This is a genomic window from Sphingomonas sp. NPDC079357 (genome assembly GCF_044901155.1).
In the GTDB taxonomy this organism is placed as follows: Bacteria; Pseudomonadota; Alphaproteobacteria; order Sphingomonadales; family Sphingomonadaceae; genus Sphingomonas.
This window is the reverse complement of sequence record NZ_JBJDOM010000001.1, coordinates 278987-303411: the sequence shown is the minus strand read 5'-3', so window position 1 is coordinate 303411 and position 24425 is coordinate 278987. Positions and strand designations below refer to the sequence as shown.

Below are 24425 nucleotides of genomic sequence, written 5' to 3'. Positions count from 1 at the left end.
GGGTCAGTCGTCGCGCTTGCGGCGGAAGCGTCGGTCGCTATGGTTTCGGCAGACACTTCATTCCCCGTGGGAGCATCAAAGTTGGCTTATCGCGCATTCCTGGCCGCCGGTTCGGCGCTGGCGGCTTTGACGACCCCGGTGCTGGCCCAGAACATCCCGGCGGCCGCGCCCGCTCCGGTGTCGCAACTGGTGAAGGCGGTCGACATTCCGTATCAGCAGTTCACGTTGAAGAACGGGCTGCGCGTCGTCGTCCATACCGACCGCAAGGCGCCGATCGTCGCGGTCAGCGTGTGGTACGACGTCGGGTCGAAGCATGAGCCGAAGGGCAAGACCGGCTTTGCGCATCTGTTCGAGCATCTGATGTTCAACGGCAGCGAAAACGCGCCGGGCGACTTTTTCGAGCCGCTGCAACAGGTTGGAGCGACCGACTTCAACGGCACGACCTATTTCGATCGCACCAATTACTTCGAGACGGTGCCGACCGCGGCGCTGGAACGTGCGCTGTTCCTCGAGTCGGACCGCATGGGTTATCTGACCGGCGCGATCACGCAGGGCGTGCTCGACGAGCAGCGCGGCGTGGTGCAGAATGAAAAACGGCAGGGCGACAACCAGCCCTATGGCCTGCTCCGCTACAAGGCGACCGAGGGGCTGTTCCCGGCGACGCACCCCTATGGCCACACCACGATCGGGTCGATGGCCGATCTGGACCAGGCGAGCCTCGCCGACGTCAAGAACTGGTTCAAGAGCCACTACGGCCCGAACAATGCCGTGCTCGTATTGGCCGGCGATGTGGATGTCGCGACCGCCCGCCCGCTGGTCGAGAAGTATTTCGGCGCGATCGCCGCCGGACCGAAGAGCGTTGCGCCGCCCGCGCCGATCCCCGCCTCGCTGCCCGGGCCCGCCAAGGAGGTGATGAAGGACCGCGTCGCCGCGACCCTGATCATGAAGGAATGGGCGGTGCCCGGCCTGAACGATAAGGATTCGGCCTCGCTGGAGGTCGCTGCGGGGGTGCTCGGGGGGCTGGCCAGTTCGCGGCTGAGCAACGTGTTGGTAAAGGGCGAGAAGCTGGCGGTGCAGACGTCGGCCGAATATGAGTCGTTCGCGCAGGTCGGCACGTTCCAGATCACCACCATTGTCCGCCCCGGCGTTGATCCCGCGACCGTTTCGGCACGGATCGACCAGCTTGTCGCTGACTTTATCAAGAACGGTCCGACCGCCGACGAGGTCAATCGCTATGTCACCAGCACCGTGTCGGGCCGGATCGATGGGCTGGAAGCGGTCGGCGGGTTTGGCGGCAAGGCCGTTGCGCTGGCAGAAGGCGCGCTGTATTCCAACGATCCGGGCTTCTACAAGAAACAGCTTGCCGAACTCGCGGCGCAGACCCCCGCAACCGTCAAGGCGGTCGCCGCCAAGTGGCTGACGCGTCCGTCCTATCAGCTCGACATCGTCAATGGCGATCGCGACGCATATGCTGAATCGAAGGCGGTGCCGCCGGCCAAGGTGGTCGAGGCTCCCGAGCAGCCGGCCAAGGGCACGCGTGGTCCGATCCCGGCGGTAGGCGAGGTTGCCGGCCTGTCGTTCCCGAAGGTGGAGCGCGCCAAATTGTCGAACGGGATCGAGCTGGTCTACGCCAACCGCGCGGTGGTGCCGATTACGCAGGCGGTGCTCAGCTTCGACGCCGGTGTGGCCGCCGATGTCTCGGACAAGCTGGGCACGCAGCAGCTGACGCTGGCAATGATGGACGAGGGCACGAAGCGGCTGAACTCGATCCAAATTGCCGAGGCGCGTGAGCGGCTGGGCGCGTCGATTTCGAGCGGGAGCAGCCCGGATCGCACGACGCTGTCGCTGCGCGTGCCGAGCGCCAATCTTGCCGCGGGAGCAGACCTGTGGGCCGACATCGCGCGGACGCCGGCTTTCCCCGAAAGCGAACTGGCGCGCGTCAAGACGCAGCAACTCGCCGAGATTGCGCAGGAGTTGACCAGCCCGCAGGGATTGGTGCAGCGCGTGCTGCCGAAGCTGGTCGGACCGGGTTCGCCTTATGCCAAGGCACAGGGATCGGGCGATGCGGCGGCGGTGCAGGGGTTGAGCCGCGCCGAGCTGATTGCGTTCCAACAGGCATGGCTGCGGCCCGACAAGGCGAAGATCTTCGTCGTTTCCGACCGTCCGCTCGCCGAGATCAGGCAGGTGATGGAGGCGCGGTTCGGCGACTGGAAGCCGGTCGGCGCTGCCGGTGCCAAGGTATTCCCGCCGGCGGTGACATCGGCGTCGCCGCGGATCGTGCTGGTCGATCGTCCTGCCAGTCCGCAGTCGATGATCGCGGCGGGCGTGCAGACCGGGCTGAAGGGCACCGACGATCTTCTCCCGGTGCAGGTTGGCAACGACGCACTGGGCGGCAGCTTCCTCGGCCGGCTCAACATGGACCTGCGCGAGGACAAGCACTGGTCGTACGGCGTGCGCGGCAATTTCAGCCGCAACGCCGAGGCCGCGCCCTATGTGATGTATGCGCCGGTTCAGGCCGACCAGACCGGCCCGTCAGTCGCGGCGCTGCGTAACGACGTGACGCAGTATCTGACCAGCAAGCCGATGACGCAGGAAGAGTTTACCCGCGCCATCAACGCGGGCACGCGCTCGCTCTCGGGCAATTTTGAAACCTCGGACGACGTGTTGACGGCGATGCAGGCCAATGACCTCTTCAAGCGGCCCGACGATTATTATGCGACGATCACGCAGAAATATCGTGCGCTGACGCTGCCGCAGGTGACGGCAGCGACCAGAGCCGCGATCGATCCGGCCAAGTTGGTGTGGGTGGTGGTCGGGGAGGCGGCGAAGGTGAAGCCGCAGCTTGACACGCTGGGATTGCCGGTCGAGGTCATCCCGGCTGCCGCGGTGGCCGGAACGCCTCCGGCGCCCGCCGCGAAGTAAGGAGTTAAAAAGATGGCCGGAGTGGATGGTACCTACGATTGCACCGTGAAGTCGCCGCTCGGCGATCAGAAGCTGACGCTGACCGTGACGCAGTCGGGCGACGCATTCACCGGTCAGGCGTCGGGCGCGATGGGCGCATCTGACGTCAACGGCACGGTCGATGGCAATACGCTGGCGTGGAAGCAGCAGATGACGGTGCCGATGCCGATGACGCTGGACATCACCGCGACGGTTGACGGCGACACGATCAACGGCAGCGTCGGCGCGGGCGCGTTCGGCAGCTTCCCGCTGTCGGGAATGCGCACCGCCTGAGCGCGGGCCTGCCTTTATCAAGCTGACGTGCGGCGCGGCGGGAGCGATCCCGCCGCGCCGTACGACTATTTGGGGCTGGCAAGTCATTGCTGCGCAAGGCACATCCGGCCGCAATGTGAGGGAGACGGGTCGTGGATGCAGGACGCAGGGAATTGATGGCGATGATGGCGATCGGCGGCGCGGGGATGGTCGGTGCCATGTCCGGCGAGGCGCAGGCGGCGGCCGCCCCGGTGCCGGCGAAGGTGGTTCATCACGTGTTCTTCTGGCTGAAGAACCCAGCTTCGACCGCCGATCGCGACCGGTTGATCGCCGGACTGCGCACGCTGGCAGCGATCCCGGTGATCCGCGCGCTGCACATCGGCGTGCCCGCCGATACCGAGGCGCGCGACGTGGTCGACGGCAGCTATCAGGTGTCGGAGCTGATGTTTTTCGACACGGTCGCCGATCAGAAAGCGTATCAGGACCATCCGATACACCGCCAGTTCGTCACCGACTGCGAGCCGCTGTGGCGCAAGGTGACAGTGTACGACACGCTGCGGGTCGACTGACCCAATCTCGATCAGGCGAGTTGCGCGGAAGGCGGCAGCTTCTACACTGACGGCACAGGGACTGGGGGGCGTCGGTGAATCGATGGGTGGCGTGGGGCGCAGCAGGCGCCTCGATGGTGGTGGCGTCGGCGGTTTCGGGGCAGGCGAAGGAGGCGGTGCGCGACGTCCGCTATGCGCCGGTGCCCGGCTGGGTGATCGCTCCGCCGCCGGCCAGCACTGCGCCGGTGCCGCCGGGCGCCCCCATGCGCATCGTTTATGTCGATCAGCAGGTCCGGCTGGTGCCGGGCGGTAGCGAATCCTTCGAGGCGTACCGCATCAAGGTGCTGGCGCCCGAGGCGCTGGCGATCGGCAATCTCACGATCGCCTGGTCGCCGGGCAGCGACGTGCTGACCGTCCATCGTTTGCAGATCGTCCGCGATGGCAAGCCGATCGACGTGCTGGCGTCGCAGAAGTTCGCGATCCTGCAGCGCGAGAGCAATCTCGAACAATCGATGCTCGACGGGCAATTGACGGCGGCGTTGCAGGCAAGCGGCCTGCAGGTCGGCGACGAGCTGGAATTCGCCTTTACCCGCGCGTCACGCGACGCGGCCTGGGGTGAGCGCCCAGAAGGCGGGATGCAATTCCCGATCATGGGCATGCGCGGCTCGTGGCGGTGGCGATTGCTCCAGCCTGCCGGGCAGAAGGTAAAGGTCTCAACGATCGGCGATCTGCCGGCACCCACCGTCGAGGAAGCCGGGTCGCTGATCGATCGTCGCTATTCGCTGTCCGATCCGGCCAGCGCGGTACTTCCCGAGCAGGCACCGCCGCGCTTCGCCATGACGCGGGTGGTGCAGTTCAGCGGCTACGACGACTGGCGCACGGTGTCGCGGACGTTCGCGCCACTCTACACACGCGCCGCTGCGCTGGGCGCCACCTCACCCGTCAGGCAGGAGGCGGCGCGGATCGCGGCGGAGACCAGCGATCCCGCCCGGCGGGTCGAGGCGGCGCTGCGTGCGGTCGAGGACCGCATCCGCTACGTCTATGTCGGGCTGGACGGGGGCAATTACCGTCCGGCAGCGGCGGACGATACGTGGCAGCGTCGGTTCGGTGACTGCAAGGCGAAGACCGCGTTGCTGATCGCGTTGCTGAACGAGCTGGGCATCGCGGCCGAACCGGTGCTGGTGTCGAGCAACGGCGGCGACGGCATCGACGAGCGATTGCCGACGGCCGGCGCCTTCGATCACGTCATCGTACGCGCGACCGTCGGCGCCGCGCCACACTGGCTGGATGCGACGCGGCTCGGCGATCGGCATCTGGCGGACCTGCCGCCTCCGGCGTCGCGCTGGGCGTTGCCGCTCCGCATCGAGGGCGCGCCGCTGGAGGCGCTGCCCGCGACGCCGCCGCGCTTTCCGGACCGGATCGAGGCGATCGACATCGACGCCAGCGCCGGCTTCGACAAGCCAGGCATTTTTCGTGCGCAGCACGTCCTGCGCGGCGACGAGATCTTCGCGATCCGCGCGCAACTGGCGGGGGTCGCCGATGCCGATGCGCAGCGTGCGGTCGCGACCTACTGGCGGCAGCAGCTTCCCGATGTCGAGCCGACGACGACCACATGGAAGTTCGACGACGAAAACCGCCTGCTGGTGCTCGCGATGACCGGGACGGGGAAGGTCGATTGGGAAGGCGACGCCAGGGAAGGGCATACCCATTATGTGTATTATGCCGGCTACACCCCGCCCAATGAGTTGAAGCGACCGAAGGATCAGCCACAGGACGCGCCGTGGGCCACCGACTATCCCAGCTTCACCTGCTACTCGGCGACCGTGAAGGTGCCGGCGGCGGGCAAGGGCTTTCACTGGAGTTTTTCATCCAGGCCAGTCGACCGGATGCTAGGCGGGGTGACCTATTGGCGGATCGCGACGTTCGAGAACGATGTCGTGCACGTCACCAGGACGCGGCGAACCGACGTGCGGGAACTGAGCGCGACACAGGCGCGCGACCTCAACAACGCGATCGCCAAGTTCGACAACAACAAGGCCTATGTGTTCGAGACGCGCGGCACGCCGGCGGTCGACGTCGCGCCGAAGGGAAGCGACTTCGGGAGCTTTGCGGCTTTTGCGGGGCCGAACCCGCCGTGCCAGCGGCCGGTGGCCACGGCGAAGTAATCCCTTGATCCGGGCGACGATCGTGGTGACGTTCAGCTCTTCAAGCGCCAGCCGGTGCGGAAGATCGTCACCACCGCCGCGAGGCACAGGGCTGCGAACCCCAGGGTCACCGCAACGCACAGCGCGAACGACACGTCGCTTTGCCCAAAGAACGTCCAGCGGAAGCCATTGATGAGATAGGCGACCGGATTGAACAGTGTCACCGTCCGCCACGGCTCTGGCAATACGTCGAGCGAGTAGAAGGCGCCGCCGAGGAAGGTCAGCGGGGTGACGACGAGCAGCGGGATGATCTGCAACTGCTCGAAGCCGTTCGCCCAGATGCCGAGGCAGAAGCCGAACAAAGCGAAACTGGCGGTGACCAGCAGCAGATAGAGCAGCATCAGCAACGGATGCGCGACGTGCAGGTCGACGAACAGATGCGCGGTGGCGAAGATCACCATCGCGATCACCATCGACTTGGTCGCCGCGGCGCCGACATAGCCGAGCACCGTTTCGACCGGCGACAGCGGCGCGGACAGCAGTTCGTAGATCGTGCCGGTGAATTTCGGCATGTAGATGCCGAGGCTGGCGTTGAAGATGCTCTCCGAGAAGATCGTCAGCAGCATCAGCCCCGGCACGATGAACGCGCCGTAGCTGATACCGTCGACGCCGCGCATCTGCGACCCAATCGCCGCGCCGAAGACGATGAAATACAGCGTGGTGGTGATGACCGGGGTCGCGAGGCTGGTCCAGATCGTCCGCCCGAAGCGCGCCATTTCGAAGCGATAGATCGCCCAGATCCCGTGCAGGTTCATGCGCGCGCTCCCACCAGATCGACGAAGATATCTTCAAGGCTCGACTTGCGCGTTTCCAGGTCGCGAAAGGCGATATGCTGCTGCGCCAGCCGTTCGAGCAGGCGCGGGATGCCGGTATCCTCGGCCTTGGCGTCGAAGACGTAGCGCAAGGTGTGTCCTTCGTCCTCCAGCGTCAGCGGCCAATCGGACAGCGCCGCCGGTATCGCCGTCATCGGCTCGATCAGTGTCAGGTCCATCTGGCGCTTGCCGAGCTTCGCCATCAGCGCGTTCTTTTCCTCGACCAACAGCAATTTGCCGCCAGTGATGACGCCGACGCGGTCGGCCATTTCCTCGGCCTCCTCGATGTAATGCGTGGTCAGGATGATCGTCGCGCCCTGTTCACGCAGTCGATGGACCAGCTTCCACATGTCGCGGCGGAGCGCGACGTCTACCCCGGCGGTCGGCTCGTCTAGGAACAGGATCTGCGGCTCGTGCGCCAGCGCCTTGGCGATCAGCACGCGGCGCTTCATCCCGCCCGACAGGTCCTTGATCTTGGCGTGGCGCTTTTCCCAGAGCGACAGGTCACGCAGCACCTGCTCGATATAGGCGGAATGGCCAGAGCGGCCGAACAGCCGGCGCGAGAAGGTCACGGTTGCGAGAACGCTTTCGAACTGGTCGGTCGCCAACTCCTGCGGTACCAGTCCGATCGCACGACGTGCGGCCTTGTAATCGCGGGTCACGTCATGACCGGCAACCGTCACCGTCCCGGCGCTTGGGGTGACGATCCCGCAGATGATGCTGATGAGCGTCGTCTTGCCCGCCCCGTTCGGCCCGAGCAGTGCGAAGATCTCGCCGCGCCTGACCGTCAGGTCGACGGTGCCCAGCGCGGTCGGGCCGTTTCGATAAGTCTTCGATACACCCGCGACGGTAAGAATCGGTTCCGACATTCCGCCCCCTGAACGATGATGGATCGTTACGCCGGCGCGGCATAATCGTTCCGCGACAGCAGCTTGAACAGGGCTGGCGGCCTGGTTCCGTGCGCGACTTCAGACTGCAATCGTTTAAATTTAACGCTGATCCATGTTTTGTATCATAATGGAGCAAAGCTGGTGGCTACAACCTTTCGGCTCAAAGGTCGGGCGCCTCTAAGTCCTTGTACCGGCTGGATTGTCGGAAATGGGGAGGGATCATGAAAGCGCTTTACTGCCTGACCGCGGCGGCTCTGGTCGTCGCAGCGGCACCGGCTTCGGCCGCCACCGTCATCGTATCGAACGTCGCCGGCTCGCCGAGCAAGACCGCCTGGGGCACGTATCCCGGCGAAAATAATGCCGGCAGCACCGCTGCCGTGACGGGGACAATCGCCTACAATGGCAACGGCTCGCTCGAAATGCGCGGCGATCGCACGCGGACGCAACTTGGCATCCAGTATGCCTTCGGGCGCACCGATCTGGGCGCGTTGGCCGATGTCAGTGCGCTGACGTTCGACTGGCGGATCGCGGCGGATTCGACCAATCCGTACAATGCCGATTACACGCCGGCGCTGCGCCTGCTGATCCTCGACGGCAGCGCCCGCAAGGAGCTGATCTGGGAGGGCGCGTATAACGGCACCTACGGCAACACCACGCGCGACACGTGGTATAGCACGAGCGCCGACGACAAATTCTACATTACCGGCGGCAACGAGAACGATGGCAAGACGATCGCAAGCTGGGCGTCGCAGCTCACCGACGCGCGGGTGCTGGGGATGTCGGTGGGTGTCGGCGGCGGGCTGGGGAAGGGCTATCATGCCTTCGCCGACAACGTGACGCTGACCACCAGCGCGGGCAGCACCAGCTATAATTTCGATCTGAAGGCGACCGGTGCGGTGCCCGAACCGGGGACATGGATGATGATGATCCTCGGCTTCGGCATGGTCGGCGCGGCCTGCCGTCGCCGGACGCGCGCGCGGGTGGTGCTGGGCTGAACAAAAGCATCCTTCTGTCATTCCGGACTGATCCGGGATGACAGAAGGTAACGTCGGGATGGCTAGGACGCGCGCGCCTTAGCGACCGCCTCCTGCAAGCGATCGAGCGGGAGCGCGCCGCTGAGCAACTGATCGCCGACCACCCAGGCCGGGGTGCCGGAAATCCCAAGCTTTTGCGCGACTTCAAGGTTGGCGCGAAGCGTATCGTCCGCATCGGCGGGCATCCTGGCCAGATCGACCCCGCTGGCGCGTGCGGCCCGCGCGATCGTCGCGTCGCTGACCGCGCCGGCGGCGTAGAGTGCGTCGTGGAAAGGCTTGAATTTGTTCTGTGATGCGGCGGCGAGCGACGCACGGGCGGCGGTGCGACTGGTTTCCGCGAGCACCGGCAGTTCCTTGAAAACGACGCGCAGGTTCTTGTCGGCGGCGACCAGCTTCTCGATTACGGGCAGGCTGGCGCGGCAGAACCCGCAATTATAGTCGTAATATTCGACCAGCGTGACATCGGCGTTCGGATTTCCGATCCACGCATCGCCATACGGTGTCTCGATCGCGCCGCGATGAGCAGCGATCGCGCGGGTAGCGTCACGCTGTTGCAGCCGTTCGATCGCTTCCGGGATCAACTCGGGGTGTGCGAGGACATATTCGCGCACCACGCGACCGATCCGTGCCTCATCGGACGCAGCCACCGGCGCCGCACGGTCCGCGAGCCACATGCCGCCGGCGCCGAACAACAGTCCGATCGCCACCAGCCCCAACACCATCAATCTGTTCAACGTCGGCGCTTCTTTCCGGTCTTGTCGACGGCATTCTGCGCGGTCATCGCAATGTCCTGCGCGCGGATCCAGTCGGGGGTGTTCTTCGGGATGCCCGCCATCGCATAGCGGGCGCGGTCGACGGCGGTACGATCGTCGCCCATCATGCTTGCGCGCTCGGCACTCGCCAGCGCGGCGCGCGCCTCGTCGCCGGTCAACTCGTAGACGGTGCCGAGCTGGAACCACGCGAACGGATTTTCGTCGTCCCGCGCCACGGCGGTGCGGAGCACCCGCTTCGCCTCGTCGTAGTTGGTGGGGTCTTCGGTCGCGATCAGCGCATGACCATAGGTGGTGGCGATGAGCGGGTTGGAGCGTGAGCCGTCGGTCGCGCGCTTGAGCGGGGCGAGCGCCAGCTTCGGCTTGCCCGCTTCCAGCAGGATCTGCCCCATGATCTCCTGAAAATAAGGGTCGTTGGGTTCTTTGGCGACCAGGGCTTCGGCCTCGGCATCGGCTTTTTCGGGATAGCCGGCGCGGTGATAGGCATAGGCGCGCGCGTAATGGGCGTAGAGCGTCTGGTCGCTGTCGGGATATTTCTGGAGCGCCTGCGGCGGCGGCATCAGATAGCCGTCGAGCTTGGCACGGACGCGCAGAAAGCGCTCCTGAAGCGCGCTGTTTGGCGGCTTGCTCCACGCCTTCGACGCCTGCACATCGGCGGTCAGCGTCTGGACGCGGGTGCCCGACAGCGGATGCGACTGCATGAACGGGTCAATGTTCTTCGTCCCGTAGCGATATTCCTGCTGTTGGAGCTTCTTGAAGAACTCCAGCATCCCCTTGCCCGTGATCCCGGCAGTGTCGAGGTAGCGGACCGCCGAGGCGTCGGCAGTCGCTTCCTGCACGCGGCTGAAGGCGAGAAACTTGCCCATGGCGACCTGCTGCCCGGCGGCGAGGATGCCGGCGCCCGCCTCGCCGCCGCCCGCCGCCATCGCGGCCAGCCCGAGCACCATCGAGAGCAGATACACACCCATCGCGGGCTTCTGCGCCTGCGCGCCGGTGATAACATGGCCGTCGGCGATATGGCCGAGTTCGTGGGCGATGACGCCCTGCACCTGATTGGCGCTGTCGGCCTGCTGGAGCAGCCCGGTGTGGATGTAGACGGTCTGCCCGCCGGCGACGAAAGCATTGATCGAATCGTCGTTGACCAGCGCGAAGGATACGTCGGTCGGGCGCAGCCCTGCCGCGGTGACGAGCGGCGCGGACATATCCTTGAGCAGCGCCTCGGTTTCGGCATCGCGCAGCAGCGACTGCGCCTGCGCGGGTTGCGCGAGGAGCAGCACGGCGGTGGTGACGGCGGCGATCAGGCGGCGCATGGGGCGGGTCTTAAAGCGTTTACCGACGCGGGCGAACCTTTCGCCCTGAGCCTGTCGACGGGCGTGTTCCGGAACCCGCCCGTCGACAGGCCCAGCACGACCGGGAGTGAGCGGTGCGCTTGGATCCCAGCCACTTTCATCCCGTAAGGGGCAGTCCCAGGTGACGTCGAAATCCATCGGCCGGGCTTTGCGGCGGTTCGACTGAACCGCCGCTGAAGCCCGGCCGATCGCATTACGCGCCGAAGGTACGCTGCCACCAGCCACGGCGCGGCTGCGCGGCGGACTGGTCGGCGTCGGCGACCGGTTCCTCGGTGGCCGGTGCTTCGTCCGCAGCAGGCTCGTCCGCAACCACGGGTTCGGGCGCGGCGGCCTCGGCGACCTTCTTGCGACGGGTTCGCTTCGGCTTGGCCGGCGCTTCGTCGGCCACCGGCTCGGGCGCGGGCAGGCCGTCGTTGACCGGACCGGCATCGCCTGCCTCGACTACCGGCTCGGCGACCTTCTTGCGACGCGTGCGCTTCGGCTTGGCCGGGACTTCCTCGGCGACCGGCTCCACGGCCACGACCGGCTCGGGCGCCGGTTCGGCGGCCTGGGCGACCGCTGCCTTGCGACCACGCTTTGGCGCGGGCGCCGGCGTCGGCTCGGCAGCGACACGCGCGCGCGGACGGCGGCGCGTCTTGGGCGCCGCGGGCTCTTCGACTGCCGGCGCTTCCTCGACGACCTCGACAACCTCGTTGGCCACGACCGGCTCGGGCTTGATCGCGGCGACCTCGATGACCTCGGCCTCGCTCTCCGCCGTCGACCCGGCAGCCTGCTCGCCGCCACGCTCGCCGTCACGGCGGCGACCGCGACGTCCGCGACGACGACGGCGACCGCCCTCGCGCTCGGCTTCGTCGCTGGTGTCGGCGCCGACCGTCGTTTCCGGCTCGGCGTCGGTTGGTTCGGCTTCATCAGCCTCTTCCCCGCCGGCCTCATCGCCGCGCTCCTCGCCCTCGACCCGGTCGCGACCGCGACGCCCGCGGCGACGACGGCGACGACGACCGCCACGCCCGCCTTCACCCTCGGGCGCGGCGACCTGCTCGACGCTATCCTCTTCCTCGGCCTCTTCTTCCTCGTCGATCTCGTCCTCGACCAGATCGTCCTCGGGTTCTTCGACGATCGGGCGATCGAACTTCGGCGGGTGTGCCGGCGGCGGGCCGCTGGCCTCGACCGACATGCGCGCGCCTTCCTCTTCGCCATCGGGTATGATCTCGACGGTCACGCCGTAGCGATCCTCGATCTCGGCGATATCGGCGCGCTTGCGGTTGAGCACGTAGAAGGCCGCTTCCTGGCTGCAGCGCAGCGTCAGGACCGATCCACGCCCGCGCGCGGCTTCGTCCTCGATCAGCCGCAGCGCCGACAGGCCCGACGACGAGGCGGTGCGGACGAAGCCGGTGCCTTCGCAATGCGGGCAGGGACGCGTTGACGCCTCGAGCACGCCGGTGCGCAGCCGCTGACGGCTCATCTCCATGAGGCCGAAGCCGGAAATGCGGCCGACCTGGATGCGCGCGCGGTCGTTCTTGAGCGCCTCCTTCATCGCCTTCTCGACCTTACGGACGTTCGATCCGTTATCCATGTCGATGAAGTCGATGACGATCAGACCGGCCATGTCGCGCAGGCGCAGCTGGCGCGCAATTTCCTGTGCCGCTTCCAGATTGGTCGCGGTGGCGGTCTGCTCGATATTGTGTTCGCGGGTCGAGCGGCCGGAGTTGATGTCAATCGACACCAACGCCTCGGTCGGGTTGATGACGAGATAGCCGCCCGACTTGAGCTGGACGACCGGATGGTACATCGCGGCGAGCTGATCTTCGACCCCGGCGCGCTGATAAAGCGGCACCGGATCGCTGTAATGCTTCACCTTCTTGGCGTGCGTCGGCATCAGCAGCCGCATGAACTCGCGCGCCTGACGATAGCCCTCGTCGCCCTCGACGATGACCTCGTCGATGTCCTTGTTGTAAATGTCGCGGATCGCGCGCTTCATCAGGTCGCTGTCGCCGTACACCAAAGCCGGCGCGCTCGACGTCAGCGTTTTTTCGCGGATCTCGTCCCACAGCCGGGCAAGATAGTCGAAGTCGCGCTTGATCTCGGTTTTGGTCCGCTGAAGTCCGGCGGTGCGGACGATGCAGCCCATCGACGACGGCAGCTGGAGATCGGCCATGATCGTCTTGAGCCGCTTGCGATCGGCGGCGTTGCTGATCTTCCGGCTGATCCCGCCGCCATGCGACGTGTTGGGCATCAGCACGCAATAACGGCCGGCGAGCGACAGATAGGTGGTCAGCGCCGCGCCCTTGTTGCCGCGCTCTTCCTTGACGACCTGCACCAGCAGCACCTGGCGGCGGTGAATGACGTCCTGGATCTTGTAACGACGGCGCAGGTTCATGCGACGCTGGCGCAGTGCCTCGACCTGATCGTCGTTGCTCCCCGAACGGCCGCGGCGGCGCGGGGCGGGGGCGTCGCCCTCTTCGCCGTCGTGATCGTGATCATGCTCGTCATGGTCGTGATCGGCGTCGTCGTGATCGTCGCCCTCGCCATCGTCGGCGAAGTCACCGTCGTCGATCGCATCCTGCTCGGCGCGCAGCGCGGCTTCCTCGGCGGCGTGTTCCGCCTCCTCGCGCAGCAGCGCCTCGCGATCCTCCTTGGGGATCTGGTAATAATCCGGGTGGATCTCGCTGAACGCGAGGAAGCCGTGGCGATTGCCGCCATAATCGACGAACGCCGCCTGCAGCGACGGCTCGACGCGCGTCACCTTAGCGAGATAGATGTTACCCTTGAGCTGCTTGCGCTCGGCACTTTCGAAATCGAATTCCTCGATCCGGTTACCCTTGACGACCGCCACACGGGTTTCTTCCCGGTGGCGTGCGTCGATCAGCATACGCGTGGTCATTGAAAACTCTCCACGCGCCGCCCTCCGCCGAAGGGGAAGGGGCGCGACGATAGGGCGCGGCCAACCGCCCGATGGGGTCTGCCGCGCGGATGATGATGATGTCTGCTGCGGTTCGCTCCACCGCCCGCTCCATCGAGCGGGTAAGGCCGTCCGCGATCGTGCCGCCGCCGGCACGGGCCGGGCGGAACAGCGATCGGGCGGAATGCGGCATTGCGAACGTCAACCTGATGACCCCGGGACCGGCACGTCGCCGGGCGGGGGGTGGCACCGGAAGCTGCGTCGCGCGACCTTCGCGCAACATTTCCGGTCATCGCGACACGTAGCATCGCAACGCGCTCGCTTCAACCGGGTCGTTTTTATGATTCAAACGCGTTAACCTCGCTGGAACACTGGCGGGCTACCGCCTCGATCATGAAGGCGCAGCGCGAGCGGAAGGGGCGATGGCAGGCAAGACGGGAGCGATGATCGCGGCGGCGCTGCTGACGCTGGCCGCTCCGGTGGCGGGCGCCGATCCGTTGCCGCAGCTCGATTTTCTGCCGTGGACGTCGCACCGCGACGCCACCCCGCGCAAGGTGACGGTGCGCGTGCCGCCGCCGGCACGCGGGGTGCGGCTGCCGCGGATCGTCGGGGCGGCGGGGCGACCGCTGGTGGTGATCGACGCCGGTCACGGCGGCAACGATCCCGGCGCCGTCAACCCGGACGCCGGGCTGCGCGAGAAGGACGTGACGCTGAAGATCGCGCGGGCGATCCGCGATGCGCTGGTCGACAGCGGGCGCGCCCGCGTGGCGCTGACCCGCGACGACGACCGCTTCATCATGCTGCGCGAGCGGTTCGGCATCGCGCGCCGCCTCAAGGCGGACCTGTTCATCTCGGTCCACTGCGACAGCGTCGGCACCGGCACGCCGACCGGCGCGACCGCCTATACGCTGTCGGACGTTGCCTCGGATCGCGAGGCGGCGCGGCTGGCGGCGCGGGAAAATCGTGCCGACGTGATCGCCGGGGTGACGCTCGACCGTGATCCGGACGTGTCGTCGATCCTGATCGACCTGACGCAGCGCGAGACGATGAACGCCTCGGCCGGGTTCGCGCGGCTGCTGGGGCGCGAGGCGCGGCCGCTGATCCCGGTCAAGAGCAACTTCCACCGCACCGCCTCGCTGATGGTGCTCAAGGCGCCGGACATGCCGTCGATCCTGTTCGAAACGGGCTATATTTCGACCGCATCGGATGCGGCGTTCCTCGACAGCGAAGAGGGGCGCGAGAAGATCGCCGAGAGCGTGCGGCGCGCGGTGGATGTGTATTTCGCGCGGCGGATGGCGGAGCGGTAGGGACGGGCGGCGAGGCGGGCGGGGTAGACTCGTGGACGGTCAGCGCCTAACGGACCCGCCGCGCACGCCTCTTACGGGTTTCCGGCCGCTGCGCTTTTCCGAACGAGCCCGCAATCAAGGAGATCCTCGCAATGGCGTGGCTCATCCTCGGCGTCGCCGTGGTCACCGAAATCGTCTGGGCGCTCAGCCTCAAATGGGCCGCGACGCAAGGATCGTGGCTGGCGTCCGCCGTCCCGATTACGCTCAGCTTCGTCAACATGGGGCTGCTGGCGATGGCGATGCGCGGACTGCCGGCGGGGACGGCCTATGCGGTGTGGACCGGGCTGGGCGCGGTCGGGGTCACGATCTTCGGCGTGTTCCTCTTCGGCGAGAAGCTCGCGCCCGCGCAGATCGGGTTCATCGCGCTGATCATCGTCGGGGTGGTCGGCACGAAACTGTTCGCCCCCGCCTGAGCGAGTTGCCGTTTGGCGGGCGAGACCGTACACGCCGAACCCGACATGGCTTCCGATCCGACCGCTGCCGTGCCCGTTCGGCGTATCTCTCCCCGCGCGCTGTGGCGCCGCTGGTGGGTGCGTTGGGGCATCTATCTGCTGGGCTTGCTGGTGGTGGCGCTCGGCGTCTTCTGGCTGGTGTTCGCGCGCGACCTGCCGTCGGTCGACAAGCTGAAGGCCTATGAGCCGCCGCTGCCGACCAACGTGCGCGGCGCGGACGGTGCGCCGATCTATTCCTATGCGCGCGAACGCCGTGTCGAGCTGTCGTACAACGAATATCCGCCGCTGCTGGTGAAGGCGTTCCTCGCCGCCGAGGACAAGACCTTCTTCGAGCATCACGGCGTCGACTTCCCCGGACTGGCGGGCGCGGTCGTCGATTATGCGCGCAAGTTCGGCAGCGGGCAGCGCGCGCGCGGCGGCTCGACGATTACGCAGCAGGTCGCGAAAAACCTGCTGATTGGCAACGAATATTCCCCGACTCGCAAGATCCGCGAGGCGTTGCTGGCGTATAAGATCGAGGAGACGCTGACCAAGCAGCAGATCATCGAGCTGTACCTCAACCAGATTTTCCTCGGGCGGAACGCGTACGGCGTCGAGGCGGCGAGCCACGCCTATTTCGACAAGGAGCTGGGCGAGCTTTCGCTGGGGCAACTCGCCTATCTGGCGATCCTTCCCAAGGGACCGTCGAACTACGATCCCTATCGCGACACTGACCGCGCGCTGGAGCGGCGCAATTACGTGCTGCGCGAGATGGTCAAGAACGGCTTCGTCACCGCGGCGCAGGGGCAAGCCGCTGCCGCCGAGCCGATCGGTGCGATCACGCATCGCACACCGAAGTTCGAGCGGGTCGGCGGCTATTTCGTCGAGGAAGTGCGCCGCGAGCTGATCGCCAAGTTCGGCGAGCAATCCGAGGACGGGCCGCACAGCGTCTATGCCGGCGGACTGTGGGTGCGCACCTCGCTCGACAAGAACATCCAGCAATATGCCGCCGAGGCGCTGCGCAACGGCCTGCTGCGCTTCGACGCCGGGCGCGGCTGGTCGGGGCCGTTGCGGCATGTCGATATCGAGGGCGATCGGTGGCAGGGGCCGCTGATCGGCAGCAACATCATGATCGACCACGAAAACTGGCGCGCGGCGATTGCGATCGATCGGGACGGGGATGCGTGGCGGCTGGGCTTCGCGGACGGCGCGACCGGTACGATGGCGCGTGATGCGGCGCAGATGCCGGTCCGCAACCAGGGCGGAGCCGCGTTCGCCGCGATCAAGCCCGGCGACATCATTGCAGTCGCGCCGGCCGGGGCAGGGCGCTTCGCGCTCCGCTCAGTGCCGCGCATCTCGGGCGGGTTCGTCGTGCAGGAGCCCGCGACCGGGCGCATTCTGGCGATGCAGGGCGGTTTCGAGTCGAGCGTCCAGTCGTTCAACCGCGCAACGCAGGCGTTCCGCCAGCCCGGTTCGACGATCAAGCCGATCGTTTACTCGGCGGCGCTGGAGAACGGCATGACCCCGGCGTCGATCATCATCGACGGGCCGTTCTGCGTCGACCAGGGCGCGCGGCTGGGACAAAAATGCTTTCGCAACTTCGGCAATTCGCGCGGCGCCGGGCCGCACACGATGCGCTGGGGCATCGAGCAGTCGCGCAACCTGATGACGGTGCGCACCGCCGCGCAAACCGGGATGGGACGGGTCGTCAAGCTCATCAAGGCGATGGGTGTCGGCGATTACGCGCCCTATCTGTCCTATGCGCTCGGGGCCGGCGAGACGACGGTGACGAAGATGGTCAACGCCTATGGCGTGCTCGCCAACTGGGGCCGCTGGCACGATCCGTCGCTGATCGACGTCGCGCAGGACCGGCACGGGCAGGTGATCTGGCCCGAGAATTGGCGCGCGTGCGACGGGTGCAACGCGCGCGACTGGAACGGGCGTGCGATGCCGCGACCAGCAACTGGCGGGCGGCAGGTGCTTGACGCGATGAGCGCCTATCAGATGGTGCACATCACCGAGGGCGTGATTCAGCGCGGCACCGCGACCGGGCTGCGCGATCTCAACCGCCCGATGTTCGGCAAGACCGGCACCAACAATGGCCCCACGGATGTGTGGTTCATCGGCGGCACGCCGCAGATGATCGCCGGGCTCTACATGGGTTTCGACAGCCCGCGCAGCCTGGGTGGCTATGCGCAGGGCGGGACGGTCGCGGTGCCGGTGTTCAAGGAATGGGCGCAGAAGGCCTATGCGGGGATGCCGGCGATCCCGTTCCGCGCGCCGCCGGGCATTCGCATGGTAAGGATCGACCGCGCGAGCGGACGGCCGGTGTTCGGCACCTTCCCGACCGACAACGATCCCAAGCCGGCGGTGATCTGGGAAGCGTTTAAGCCGCAGAGCGAGGCGCGCCGCGCCCGCCGCACCGCACCGACCGCCGCGCCCTCGACCCGCCCCAGCGCGAGTGCGACCGGCACTACCGCCAGCGACAGCGACTTCTTGCAGAGGCAGGGGGGCATCTACTAAGTCGTCGCCAGAACGTTCTTTCGTCGTCCGGCCGTCGCCGGGATTCCCCGGTCATGCAGCATCGCTCGCGCCGGTCGGGATTCCGGGTATCGGCCGGCCCGGCGTGACCTTGGAGTAAAGTTATGCGCGCCGAAGCGCAGGCCCATGTCGACAGCATCAACGAGGCGCTGGCGCTGCTGCGCCGTTTCCTCGACTGGGACCGCGCGTTGCGTCGCCTCGACGAGCTCAACGCGCGCGTCGAGGATCAGGCGCTGTGGAACAACCCCAAGGAAGCGCAGGCGGTGATGCGCGAGCGTCGCCGGCTCGACGAGGCGATCACCGCAACGCGCGACATCGAGCGCGAGCTGTCCGACACGGCCGAGTTGATCGAGATGGCCGACGCCGAGGGCGATGCCGAGATGGCCGACGAGGGCGTCGCGGCGCTCAAGGCGCTCGCCGACCGCGCGCAGGCCGACAAGGTCAAGGCGCTGCTGGCGGGCGAGGCCGATGCCAACGACAGCTATATCGAAATCAACGCCGGCGCGGGCGGCACCGAGAGCCAGGACTGGGCCGGGATGCTCCAGCGCATGTACACGCGCTGGGCCGAGCGGCGCGGCATGAAGGTCGAGCTGGTCGACTATCATGCCGGCGAGCAGGCCGGGATCAAGAGCGCAACGCTGCTCGTCAAGGGCGAGAACGCCTATGGCTATGCCAAGGTCGAATCGGGCGTCCACCGGCTGGTGCGGATCAGCCCCTATGACAGCGCCGCACGCCGCCACACGAGCTTTTCGAGCGTGTGGGTCTATCCGGTTATCGACGACAATATCGAGGTCGAAATCAACGAGAGTGACCTGCGCATCGACACCTATCGCGCATCGGGCGCGGGCGGGCAGCACATCAACACCACCGATTCCGCAGTGCGCATCACGCACTTGCCGACCGGGATCGTCGTGCAGTGCCAGAACCAGCGCTCGCAGCACAAGAACAAGGCGGAGGCGTACAACCAGCTTCGCGCGCGGCTTTACGAGCGCGAGTTGGCCGAGCGCGAGGCGGTCGCCAATGCCGAGAACGCCACCAAGACCGATATCGGCTGGGGCCACCAGATCCGCAGCTACGTTCTGCAGCCGTATCAGCTGGTGAAGGACCTGCGCACCGGCGCGACCAGCACCGCGCCCGGCGACGTGCTGGACGGCGATCTCGACGAGTTCATGGCGGCGGCGCTGTCGCAGCGCGTCAGCGGCGAGGCGGTGGTCGTGGAAGACGTCGACTAAGTGGCACGGCGCGCGCCTGTGCTCCGCCTGGCTGCCGTGGCGTTGCTGCTGCTGGCGGCGTGCGACGGATCGCAGCCGCTCATCAAGCACAAGACCAAGGAGCCGGGGCCGTTCCCGGCCGCCGATCGCCCGATCGCGAACATCGTCTCACCGCGCTGGTCGAATGAGGAAACCCGCGACCGGCTGGGCGAGGCGGGGCGGGTGATGGACCTTGCCGACATCCGCAAGGGGATGACCGTCGCCGATCTCGGCGCGGGCGAGGGCTATTACACGATCCGTCTCGCGGCACGGGTCGGTGATAACGGGCGCGTGCTGGCGGAGGATGTGGTGCCGGCGGTGCACGAGGCACTTGCCGAGCGCGTCGCGCGCGAGCGGCTCGACAATGTCAGCGTGCGGCTGGGGCAACCCGCGGATCCGCGGCTGCCCGACAACAGCTTCGACCGGATCTTCATGGTGCATATGTATCATGAGATCGAGCAGCCGTATGAGTTCCTGTGGCGGATGCGCCCGTCGCTGCGACGTGACGGGCTGGTGGTGGTGGTCGACGCCGACCGCCCGACCGAGCAGCACGGGACGCCTCCGAGACTGCTGCGCTGCGAGTTCGCGGCGGTGGGTTACGCGCAGGTCGGGTTCCGGGAGCTGCGATCGGCGGGTGGGTATCTGGCGACGTTCCGCGCGGCGGGGCGGCGGCCCGATCCGGCGGAGATCGTCGCGTGCCGGATGAAGTGAGCGGCTGACGCTCGGTCGTCCCGAGCCTGACCCGGAACCCCGTTTCTTCATGTCCGGGGACGAAATCACGGGTCAAGGCCGGGAGGATGTCTGCTGGTTCGGTCAGTCCCGTGATGGCGGGAATCCAGAACCTCGGACGTCGCGTCTCCTTCGCCAGACCTGCGCGCCTGGATTCTTGCCCGCGCGGGAATGACGGTTTTGAATGGGGCCGCGCCTCACCCGCCGTACAGTGGCGCGAGCCGCCCCATCGCGCTACCACCCGCAGCGTGCAGCAATATCTCGACCTCATGCGTCGCGTGCTCGATTCGGGCGTGCGGCAGGACGACCGGACCGGTACCGGCACGCTCAGCGTCTTCGGGCATCAGATGCGCTTCGATCTGGCGCAGGGCTTTCCGGTCCTCACCACCAAGAAGCTCCATCTACGCTCGATCATCATTGAGTTGCTGTGGTTCCTGCGCGGCGACACCAACGTCCGCTGGTTGCAGGAACGTAAGGTCAGCATCTGGGACGAATGGGCCGACGCGGACGGCGATCTCGGGCCGGTCTATGGCAAGCAATGGCGCGACTGGGCGGCGGCGGACGGGGGGCACATCGACCAGATCGCCGCGCTGATCGACGAAATCCGCACACGCCCGGCCTCGCGGCGGCAGATCGTCACCGCGTGGAATCCCGGCGAGTTGCACGCGATGGCGCTGAGCCCATGCCATTGCCTGTTCCAGACCCATGTCGCCAACGGCCGGCTGTCGCTGCAATTGTATCAGCGCTCGGCGGACATCTTTCTCGGCGTGCCGTTCAACATCGCCAGCTATGCGCTGCTGACGCACATGCTGGCGCAGCAATGCGATCTGGAGGTCGGCGAGTTCATCTGGACCGGCGGCGATTGCCACCTGTACCTCAACCATCTGGAGCAGGCAGAAACGCAGCTTGCGCGCATCCCGACCGCGCTGCCGACGCTTACGCTGGCGCGGCGCCCGACGTCGATCGACGCCTATCAGCCCGAGGATTTCGTGCTGAACGGTTATGAGGCGCAGCCGCATATCAAGGCGGCGGTGTCGGTCTGATCGTCGCGCGCACGCGGCGGTGTGTCGCGGGCGTTTTGCGTTGCAACAATCGCTGGCCTAGCTTGTTTCGCAGCCATGACGATTATTACGCGACGCGATGCGATGCTGGCGACGGGCGCTGCGGCGCTTTGGCCGGCGCTGGCCCGGGCGCAGGGGCGCGGGGACAGCTCGACGCCCTTTTCCTGGGCGATGCTTCAGCAACGTGCTGAGGCGCTGGCGAAGCAGCCGTACCGCGCTGTACCGCCGGTCGCTGCGGCCGCGGCGCTCGATTACGACGCGGTCGGCGGGATCCGCTATCGCGCCGAAAAGACGCTGGCGGGTGGCATCCGCGCGTTTCCGCTGGGCAAGTACGCACAGGTGCCGGTGACGCTCAACGTCGTCTCTGGAGGTCGCGCGACGTGGGTAGACTACGCGCCGTCGCTGTTCGAAACCAAACCGGGCGTGACGCCGGCACCCGGCTTCGCGGGCTTCCGCGTCATGGAGCAGGGCAAGGACAGCGACTGGCTCGCCTATATGGGCGCGTCCTATTTTCGCTCGGCGGGCGCGCTCGACCAATATGGGCTGTCGGCGCGCGGCGTTGCGATCGACACCGGGCTGGAAAAGGAAGAGTTTCCCGTCTTCACCGAGTTCTGGATCGAGCCGCTCGGCGATGGTGGCTACACGATCTATGCCTTGCTCGACGGCGACAGCCTGACCGGTGCGTATCGCTTCGTGTCGCGGCACCCGAAGGCGGTGGTGCAGGACGTGTCGTCGGTGCTGTTCCTGCGCAAGCCGGTCGCGCGGCTCGGGATTGCACCCGCGACCAGCATGTTCTGGTACGACGATCGCAGCCACAAGACCGCTGCCGACTGGCGTCCCGAAATCCACGATTCCGACGGACTCGCGATGCGGACCGCGGGTGGCGAGCGTGTGTGGCGACCATTGCGCAATCCGGCGCAGCCGACCACCGACAGCTTCGCCGCCGATGACGTGCGCGGCTTCGGACTGCTCCAGCGCGACCGGACCTTCGACCATTATCAGGACGATGGCGCGTTCTACGATCGCCGCCCGAACCTGTGGATAGAGCCGCAGGGGCAATGGGGCAGCGGGCGCGTAATCCTCTACGCCTTCCCGACCGCGGGCGAGACGACCGACAATGTCGTGTGCTTCTGGACACCGGGTGCGCCAGTGCGCGCCGGGCAGCGGCTCGCCTATGACTATCGGCTGACGTGGGGCGGCGACGATCCGACGCTCGACCGTGTCGCGCACGTCGTCGATACCTGGACGGGCAGCGCGGGGCGGCCCGGCGCGGAGCCGATCGCCGGCGCGGTCAAGCTGGTTGCCGATTTCGTCGGCGACGGGCTCGCGGGATTGACCCGGCAGAGCGGAGTCAGTGCCGAAATCGGCATCGCGCGCGGCAAGCTGCTGGAGAGCGCCGCCTATCCGGTCGTCGGCCAGCGCAATCGCTGGCGCGTCACCGCCGATATCGCACCGGACGCGAACGGCCCCGCCGACGTGCGGCTCTTCCTGAAACGCGGCAATCTGACCCTGAGCGAAACGCTGCTGGTGCCGCTCTACCGATCATGAACACGCCGCTTCCCCGCCTGCCCGCGCCCGCACCGCTCGAGATGCCCGAGCAGCGGTTCGACGGGCCGCCGCCGCCGGGGCGGGCACCGGAGCCGTTCGACGGGAGGATCGGGTCGGGCGCGGATACGTTTGCGCGTCGCGCCCTGCTGGTGCTGCTGACGCTCGTGCTCGCGCTCGCGGCGTCGACGACGCTCAAGGAATCGGTGCTGACCGACGGGCTGACGATCAGCGACATGCTGCTGCTGACGGTGTTTTTCCCGCTGTTTGCGCTGCTTGCCTTCGGGTTCATCAACACCGTGATCGGCTACATCGTGCTCGCGACGGGACTTCACCCCGGCTTCACTCCAATGCCGCGCTGGTCCGAGCCGCTGAAGGGCCGCACCGCGATCCTGATGCCGGTCCACAACGAGGAGATCGGCGAGGTGTGCGGGCGTCTGGCGCACATGGCTGACGCGCTGGCGCGTGCCGGTACGTGCGGCGCGTTCGACTTCTTCATCCTGAGCGATTCCGCCGCCGAGAACGAGGCCGAGGAAGTGGCGGCGTGGCAGGCGCTGGCAGAACGATCCGACTGCGCGATCTATTATCGTCGTCGCGTCGAGAACGTGGGGCGCAAGCCGGGCAACATCGCCGACTGGCTGCGCGCGCACGGAGCGGCCTACGATTATATGCTGATGCTCGACGCTGACAGCCTGATGGGGGGAGAGACGATTGTCGGCATGACGCAGATCATGGACCGCCGCCCCGGTGTCGCGCTGCTCCAGACGGTGCCGCAGGTAATCGGCGCGTCGACGCTCTTCCAGCGCTGGATGCAATTCTCAAGCCGCATCTACGGACCTGCCGCTACCGCCGGGCTGGTGTGGTGGTCGGGCGCGGAGGCGACCTTCTGGGGGCATAACGCCCTGATCCGCGTACGCGCCTTCGCGGACAGCTGCGGGCTACCGGTGCTGCCGGGCGCTCCACCGTTCGGGGGCACGATCATGAGCCACGACGTCGTGGAGGCGGCGCTGCTGCGGCGGCGCGGCTGGCACGTGCATATGGTGATGACCGAGGAGACGTTCGAGGAATATCCCCCGACATTGATCGACGCCGGGGTGCGCGACCGGCGCTGGGCGCAGGGCAATCTTCAGCATCTCCAATTGCTTGGCGCGTCGGGCTTCCACTGGATCAACCGGTTGCAACTGCTGCTGGGCGCGGCGGGATATCTTGCGTCCCCGCTGTGGCTGTTGCTGATCCTGGTCAGCGTCGTGCAGGCCGTGCGCGGCGAGCCGGGGCTGATGTCGGGCGATCCTTCGGGCATGGTGCTCGAATTGACGCTGGCGTTGCTTTTCGGGCCGAAGCTGCTGGGCATCCTTCACGCGCTGACCGATACGCGTCGGCGGCAGGCGCTGGGCGGGGCGGGCGGTATCCTGCGCTCGGTACTGGTCGACGTGCCGCTGTCGACGCTCGCCGCGCCGGGGATCGCACTGACGCAGACGATCGACCTGATCGGGGTTGCCACTCAGCGCAAGGCGGAATGGCATGCGCAGAACCGCCGGGTCGACGGTTTGCCGATGGCAGCGATCCTGCCGCGCTATCGTTGGCATGTGGTGCTTGGGGCGATGTTGCTGGCGCTGTCACCGCTGATGCCGGCCGCCGCGTTGTGGCTGTCGCCGGTCACCGCCGGGCTGCTGCTGTCGCCGCTGATCGTACAATGGACCGCAAGCGAGCGCTGGGGCGCGCGCGCGGCGCGGGCCGGGGTGTTCGTGACCGATGCGGGTCGAGAACCTTCACCACCGTTGCCGGTGTTGGCGGCAGACTAGG

General features: G+C 67.0%; 18 protein-coding genes. 13 read left to right on the top strand and 5 right to left on the bottom strand.

Going from position 1 to position 24425, the window contains the following annotated elements; genetic code table 11:
• The first annotated feature begins 39 nt into the window (after window positions 1–39).
• The 4 genes from ACI2JO_RS01385 (at window position 40) to ACI2JO_RS01370 (ending at window position 5926) form a co-directional block, all read left to right on the top strand.
• Window positions 40–2922 (top strand): M16 family metallopeptidase, encoded by a 2883-nt coding sequence (locus ACI2JO_RS01385; RefSeq protein WP_404718968.1) that lies wholly within the window; start codon window positions 40–42, stop codon window positions 2920–2922.
• Between the two features lie 12 nt (window positions 2923–2934).
• Complete coding sequence (locus ACI2JO_RS01380) at window positions 2935–3234, top strand: hypothetical protein (protein ID WP_404718967.1); 300 nt, start codon at window positions 2935–2937, stop codon at window positions 3232–3234.
• 131 nt (window positions 3235–3365) lie between these two features.
• Window positions 3366–3782: a Dabb family protein gene (locus tag ACI2JO_RS01375; protein WP_404718966.1), complete on the top strand. Its 417-nt coding sequence runs from the start codon at window positions 3366–3368 to the stop codon at window positions 3780–3782.
• A gap of 74 nt (window positions 3783–3856) precedes the next feature.
• Entirely contained in the window at window positions 3857–5926 is a 2070-nt protein-coding gene (locus ACI2JO_RS01370; protein ID WP_404718965.1) for a DUF3857 domain-containing transglutaminase family protein, read from the top strand.
• Window positions 5927–5958: 32 nt separating this feature from the next.
• Here ACI2JO_RS01370 and ACI2JO_RS01365 read toward each other — a convergent pair whose 3' ends face one another.
• Window positions 5959–6720, bottom strand: coding sequence for an ABC transporter permease (locus ACI2JO_RS01365; protein ID WP_404718964.1), 762 nt, complete (start codon window positions 6718–6720; stop codon window positions 5959–5961).
• Complete coding sequence (locus tag ACI2JO_RS01360) at window positions 6717–7646, bottom strand: ABC transporter ATP-binding protein (protein WP_404718963.1); 930 nt, start codon at window positions 7644–7646, stop codon at window positions 6717–6719. Before ACI2JO_RS01360 ends, ACI2JO_RS01365 begins: the two co-directional genes overlap by 4 nt.
• Before the next feature lie 242 nt (window positions 7647–7888).
• Between ACI2JO_RS01360 and ACI2JO_RS01355 the strand changes: the two genes are divergently transcribed.
• Window positions 7889–8662: a PEPxxWA-CTERM sorting domain-containing protein gene (locus tag ACI2JO_RS01355; RefSeq protein ID WP_404718962.1), complete on the top strand. Its 774-nt coding sequence runs from the start codon at window positions 7889–7891 to the stop codon at window positions 8660–8662.
• Between the two features lie 62 nt (window positions 8663–8724).
• Here the strand turns inward: ACI2JO_RS01355 and ACI2JO_RS01350 are convergent, their stop codons facing one another.
• From ACI2JO_RS01350 to ACI2JO_RS01340, 3 genes are all read right to left on the bottom strand, one after another.
• Window positions 8725–9435, bottom strand: coding sequence for a DsbA family protein (locus tag ACI2JO_RS01350; RefSeq protein ID WP_404718961.1), 711 nt, complete (start codon window positions 9433–9435; stop codon window positions 8725–8727).
• Window positions 9432–10781, bottom strand: coding sequence for a M48 family metalloprotease (locus ACI2JO_RS01345; RefSeq protein WP_404718960.1), 1350 nt, complete (start codon window positions 10779–10781; stop codon window positions 9432–9434). The genes ACI2JO_RS01350 and ACI2JO_RS01345 overlap by 4 nt, the downstream gene beginning before the upstream one ends.
• A gap of 232 nt (window positions 10782–11013) precedes the next feature.
• Window positions 11014–13689, bottom strand: coding sequence for an Rne/Rng family ribonuclease (locus tag ACI2JO_RS01340; protein ID WP_404720302.1), 2676 nt, complete (start codon window positions 13687–13689; stop codon window positions 11014–11016).
• Between the two features lie 401 nt (window positions 13690–14090).
• On the opposite strand from ACI2JO_RS01340, the gene ACI2JO_RS01335 reads away from it, so the two are divergent.
• The 8 genes from ACI2JO_RS01335 (at window position 14091) to mdoH (ending at window position 24424) form a co-directional block, all read left to right on the top strand.
• Window positions 14091–15026, top strand: coding sequence for an N-acetylmuramoyl-L-alanine amidase (locus ACI2JO_RS01335; protein WP_404720301.1), 936 nt, complete (start codon window positions 14091–14093; stop codon window positions 15024–15026).
• A gap of 131 nt (window positions 15027–15157) precedes the next feature.
• A complete protein-coding gene (locus ACI2JO_RS01330) occupies window positions 15158–15478 on the top strand; it encodes a multidrug efflux SMR transporter (protein ID WP_028965514.1) in 321 nt (106 codons plus the stop codon).
• Window positions 15479–15523: 45 nt separating this feature from the next.
• Complete coding sequence (locus ACI2JO_RS01325; RefSeq protein ID WP_404718959.1) at window positions 15524–18019, top strand: penicillin-binding protein 1A; 2496 nt, start codon at window positions 15524–15526, stop codon at window positions 18017–18019.
• A gap of 122 nt (window positions 18020–18141) precedes the next feature.
• Window positions 18142–19269 (top strand): peptide chain release factor 2, encoded by a 1128-nt coding sequence (prfB, locus tag ACI2JO_RS01320; RefSeq protein ID WP_404718958.1) that lies wholly within the window; start codon window positions 18142–18144, stop codon window positions 19267–19269.
• Window positions 19270–19287: 18 nt separating this feature from the next.
• A complete protein-coding gene (locus ACI2JO_RS01315) occupies window positions 19288–19998 on the top strand; it encodes a class I SAM-dependent methyltransferase (protein WP_404718957.1) in 711 nt (236 codons plus the stop codon).
• Window positions 19999–20264: 266 nt separating this feature from the next.
• Complete coding sequence (locus ACI2JO_RS01310) at window positions 20265–21059, top strand: thymidylate synthase (RefSeq protein WP_404718956.1); 795 nt, start codon at window positions 20265–20267, stop codon at window positions 21057–21059.
• A gap of 75 nt (window positions 21060–21134) precedes the next feature.
• Complete coding sequence (locus ACI2JO_RS01305; RefSeq protein ID WP_404718955.1) at window positions 21135–22625, top strand: glucan biosynthesis protein; 1491 nt, start codon at window positions 21135–21137, stop codon at window positions 22623–22625.
• Window positions 22622–24424, top strand: a complete 1803-nt coding sequence (gene mdoH, locus ACI2JO_RS01300; protein ID WP_404718954.1) for a glucans biosynthesis glucosyltransferase MdoH — start codon at window positions 22622–22624, stop codon at window positions 24422–24424. Before ACI2JO_RS01305 ends, mdoH begins: the two co-directional genes overlap by 4 nt.
• The last annotated feature ends 1 nt before the right edge of the window (window position 24425 follow it).